The 4982-nt window shown below is 32.5% G+C and carries 4 protein-coding genes; 2 read left to right on the forward strand and 2 right to left on the reverse strand.

The window, feature by feature from the left end; genetic code table 11:
* Positions 1 to 154 precede the first annotated feature (154 nt).
* Complete coding sequence (locus HN894_10320) at positions 155 to 847, forward strand: hypothetical protein (protein MBT7143723.1); 693 nt, start codon at positions 155 to 157, stop codon at positions 845 to 847.
* 306 nt (positions 848 to 1153) lie between these two features.
* Complete coding sequence (locus HN894_10325; protein ID MBT7143724.1) at positions 1154 to 2140, forward strand: hypothetical protein; 987 nt, start codon at positions 1154 to 1156, stop codon at positions 2138 to 2140.
* A gap of 213 nt (positions 2141 to 2353) precedes the next feature.
* Here HN894_10325 and HN894_10330 read toward each other — a convergent pair whose 3' ends face one another.
* Positions 2354 to 4387 (reverse strand): T9SS type A sorting domain-containing protein, encoded by a 2034-nt coding sequence (locus HN894_10330; protein ID MBT7143725.1) that lies wholly within the window; start codon positions 4385 to 4387, stop codon positions 2354 to 2356.
* Between the two features lie 47 nt (positions 4388 to 4434).
* On the reverse strand, positions 4435 to 4982 hold a 548-nt coding region (locus tag HN894_10335; protein MBT7143726.1), incomplete at its 5' end, for a T9SS type A sorting domain-containing protein.

A 4982-nucleotide genomic window follows, 5' to 3' on the forward strand; every position in this document is an offset into this window, starting at 1 on the left:
TGTGTGTCAGATTTGAACTACCACAGATTTTTATTTTTGAGTAATAGCGAGCTATTTTGATGGAATAAAAATTGAGGACGGTCAAAGATGATGTGCAGTTTGGGCTTGTAGTAGAAATATTTATGAATTATTCAGGTTAGGCTATAAATGTGAATTGCACACAATTGATGATAACGATTTTAGCGATATTAGGGCATTATATCAAAAAATTATTACACAAATTAATCTTGGAATTCCCATCCTTGCAATAAATCTGAAAGTATGTCCCGTATGGGGATTAATTACCGGCTATTTAAAAAATAAACCTGGTATATTATGTCGTACTTATTTTGATGAATCTGAAGAATATTCTCAAGCAGAACATGCACCCTGGCTATCATTCTTCATTGGAGAAAAAACTATACCTTTGACTGCGGATGAATTCCTTTATAATTCTCTTAAAATTGCAATTCAAATAGCAAAAACAGAAGAATTTGGAGAATATAAAAGCGGTTTCAATGCTTTTGAGAATTGGATAAATGAATTGAAAAAATATTCGACAAAATCAAAGGCTTTTGAAGAATATGAGGTGAATTTAACAATCTTTGATTACTTAATAGAGTCACGGCAAACAGCAAAAAAATATTTAACTTCTATGATTAATAAGTTGAAAAAAGGAAATGTAATTGTTGAAAATTATAAAAAAGAAGTTGAACTCTTACTGAATACCAGAACCAACATCTTACCTTCTTACGAATCAACTTCAAAAAATTGGACAACAGAAATTATCAATTATCAAATTGAAATCTTAACACAAGTTTTAGACATAGAGAGAGAAACAATTGAGCTAATTGAAAACGAAATATAAAATTAAGTGCCACAATAAAAGGTAAAGTCAGATTTAAAATCATAAAAATATCTAAATGAAGTCCTGCATATAAGCTTATAAAAATATATTTATCTATTATATAGCATTTTACAGCTTTCATTTTATCTATGTAGAACTTTGTATCAACCAATGCTTATTTACCATTCCCGTATTAAATAAATAATCAAACAATTATATGCAATTGCAAACTTCAAATAGCTAATATTGTAAAAATATTGTAAATTTGATAGCTTTTGGATAAAATGAAATTTGAGAATATTAATGACCTACTAAAATTTATGTCTAATGAAAACAATTTACTTTCAACACATTAAAATTAGAATAATTCTTCAATTATTGTTGGCGCTATCATTTACAATTGTCAGTTGCGAAGATGAAACACAAACTCCAATTGATTATCCAAATACTGATAGACACGATTTGCTACCATCAGATATTGCCAAACAGGGACCAGAAACAGACAATCATCCACCAATTTTGCATTCAACCGAATTTGAGCAAGCTATACCATTAGCTGCAACAATAAACACCTCAGGAGCCGAAGATTCCCCTTTCGTATTGCCCGATGGGAAAACGCTATATTTCTTTTTTACACCAGATGTAAGGCTACAACCTGAAATCCAGTTAACCGATAGTGTATCAGGCGTTTGGGTTTCCCGAAAAGTTAACAACGAATGGTCTGAAGCAGAGCGAATATGGCTACAAGATCCCGACAAACTTGCTCTTGATGGGGCAGTTTCTATTTATGGAAATGAAATGTGGTTTGCTTCTGCCAGAGAAGGATATACCGGCGTAAATATGTTTACAGCTCAACTAAAAGATGAGAAATGGGAAGATTGGACATATTCGGGCGATCGTCTGATGAAAGAAATTCAGATAGGTGAAGTTCATATACACAATGATGATCTATACTTTCATTCTCATAGAGATGGAGGGCAAGGAGGCTTAGATATTTGGCTATGCATACGAAACGAAAACAATTGGCCTGATCCTGTGAATATTACCGTAATGAACACTTCCGGTGACGAAGGATTTCCTTTTTTGAATACAAATGGAAACGAGTTGTGGTTCACAAGGACATATTTGGGAACACCTGCAATTTATAGGTCGGTGAAAAATGGTAACGAATGGGAAAACCCCGAATTAATTGTATCTCAATTTGCAGGCGAACCAACTTTAGACGATGAAGGGAATCTATATTTTGTACATCATTACTTCGAAAATGATGTAATGATAGAAGCGGATATTTATGTAGCTTATAAGAAAAGATAGGTTCTATGAACTTGATATAATAAACATAATTCCATGAACACAAAACCTGAATAACAAAGGATAAAAGAAAAAACTTTAGATCTTACAAATCAAATTTTGATTTATCTTTCAACAACAAAAGCTATTGCTGAAACTGCTTTTTCGGAAACAAATATCAGATAATAAACCCACTGATTGAATTTTACTCAAAAGAAGATAGGAAATTTAGTTTTATTAAAGCAGTACAAATTTTATATTTTCGTAAAAAACAAGCGAATTTTCAGAAATATAGCCTTTGATTTTTATAAAGTAAATTCCTGAGCAAAGTTTATTTCCTGCAAAAGTTTCAGTATTCAATGATAGAAATTTTTGAAGACTTTTAGAGCTATCAGATTTTCTCCAAACAATTTCTCCAAGAGAGTTGAAAATTTTTAAGTCAATAAAAAATGGTTCGGAAAATTCAATATTTACATTAAGTTCCGATGAAACAGGATTTGGAAAAACCTTAATATTCGATAAATTTTTAAGTTCGTAATTTATTGAAGTTCCTACATAAATATTTGTGTCTTCGGGAGTTGGGTTTTGCATTATGTAAAATGGACCAGTGCCGTTCGGAAATTTACCAAACGAAACATCTTCAAGCTGATTTTCAAAAACTACAAAATCGAGTGGGAGGTATTTTGTTCCTGATTGATAATAAATTCCAATTTGCTCGCCATCTTTATCCAATTTGAAATTTGTGTGCATTTCGCCTTGCACACTGTCTTTGTCTGCCCAAAAAATAAGGAAGCTGTGCGGCTGAATATAAATTTGAGGCATTTGCCATTTTTGCGGATTTTTGGAATTGTCTGATAAAAATTTGTCGCCAAGAAAAACTGCCTGACTGCCAGGATTATAAATTTCTATCCAATCTTCGAATTCCCCATTTTCATCAGAAATTGTATAAGAATTTGAAGCCATAATTTCATTTATCACAATTAAATCGTCAGGTAACACTAACTGCTCGGAAATAGAATTACTCCTTGTAGATACGTATGGTTTTAAGCCATAAGTAACATGATTTGCAGATAATTCATAATCAAAAGACTCACTAAAATCGTTTATATCCCAGCCATAATCAAGCGGATAAAAATTGTCTATTGCAATATACTGAGTAATTATGTCTTTAATAATGTCAATCTTTGGAAAAAGAATATTTGGAGCTACTATCGAATTTTGCAACTGCTTCATATACAATGAAAATTGTTGCAAATATTCCGGTACATCTAAAATTCTATCAATCAATGGGCGTGCTTCCCAATCGGCTCCCCAGTTGTAAATATCGCGGTTTGCCCAATCAATTCCCATCCAGTCTATTCCAAAAGTATTGTCTAAATCGTAATGGATAAATTCAAACTTTCCGCTTGTAGAATCATTATATAGGTAAAAATTGTTTTTATTGTATGAATATCCATCCCATTGGCCAATGAAAATTTCTATTGCAAGATTTTTCAAATAGCTTTCAACATTAAAAACATTTTCAAGTTGTTGCGGCAAATCGTTTATTGGAGTATTATTCAGAATGTCAATAAATTCGGCAAGGTCGCTATAATCGTCAGTTGCAGTATTTGTTTTTAAATCGTAGGCTCGTCGGCTACCGCTTGTGAATTTGTAAAGATCAGGATCGGAGCCAAGATATTCGAGTGTAGCCGGCCAAAGACATTTATATAAATTGCCAGCATTGTTGCCGAAGTGTTTTTCTACAAATTTTTCATCGATATGCTCAACATTTAAGTATAATCCTTTGTAAATATTGTTTATGTAAAATTCAACATAGTTTGAACGCGAACCAATAAGATCGAATTTTTCTATAATATCCCAAGACAGTTTCGACCTGATTACCGATGGATCGTTATGTTCGCCGTTCAGGTTCATTTTCTCTAATCCATAAAATTTTCTTCCCGAAATAAATGTGTTAAACGACAATTTGAATGATTTTTTTTGCGAAAAGCGTGAAGTGTTTCCCCTAAGACGAAAACCGACATTTTCGATAGTATCATTGACTAAATTGCTTTCATAAAATACAGTAACCGGATATTCATGATTGCTTTCAAGATTTCCACTTTCGAGAAGTATGTCCAGCGAATCTTGTTCTATAATCACATTAATTTTTGGAATAGTTTCATCGGAAAATATCGAATCGGACGCAGATTTGTTTTGTGAAAAAATGCTAGAGAAAATCAAAGATAAAGCTATGATTCCAAGTATTTTAATATTAATAGATTTCATTATGTATTTTTCAAAATGTCAATAAACATACTTTGGCAAACTTACTATTATTCCTTTATAAATAATAATTTTCCTACAGATTTGCCGCTTTCGCGAATGCCAATAACATATCCGCCAGAATGTAAATGTGAAATGTTGAGAACTTTGGCGTTTCCGAATTCTTCTTTGCATTTGGTTGGCATGGATTGTCCGAGAAGTGAATATACAAAAATTTCTGATTTCTCAGGAATATTTGTTACGAAAAGCTCATCATTTGCAGGATTTGGGAAAATTCGGATTTTTGAGTTTTCATATTCCGGAATTGCTGAAACATCTATAATAAAAACTGAATCGCTTGTCGTACAACCCAAACTATCAGATACCTGTAGACTAAACCAACCGGTATCGCTCACAACCGTTTGATTTGTGGTTTCGCCATTTTCCCAAAAATATGCTGTCCAGCCCGAATCTGCAGATAGTTCGATATAGCCGGAATACATTCCAAGTGTATCATCAGGAAAACTGAATTGCGGATCGCTTACTAAAAGTTCTATTGTGTCGGAAAAAACTCCGCAAGCGTTTTCTAAATTTATCCAATAAATTCCTGAATCTGAAA

Source organism: Bacteroidota bacterium, assembly GCA_018692315.1.
Taxonomy (GTDB): Bacteria; Bacteroidota; Bacteroidia; order Bacteroidales; family JABHKC01; genus JABHKC01.

Coding starts and splice junctions, on each gene's coding strand:
- HN894_10325 (MBT7143724.1), top strand. CDS start 1,154: ATGAAAACAATTTACTTTCAACACATTAAAATTAGAATAATTCTTCAA.
- HN894_10330 (MBT7143725.1), bottom strand. CDS start 4,387: ATGAAATCTATTAATATTAAAATACTTGGAATCATAGCTTTATCTTTG.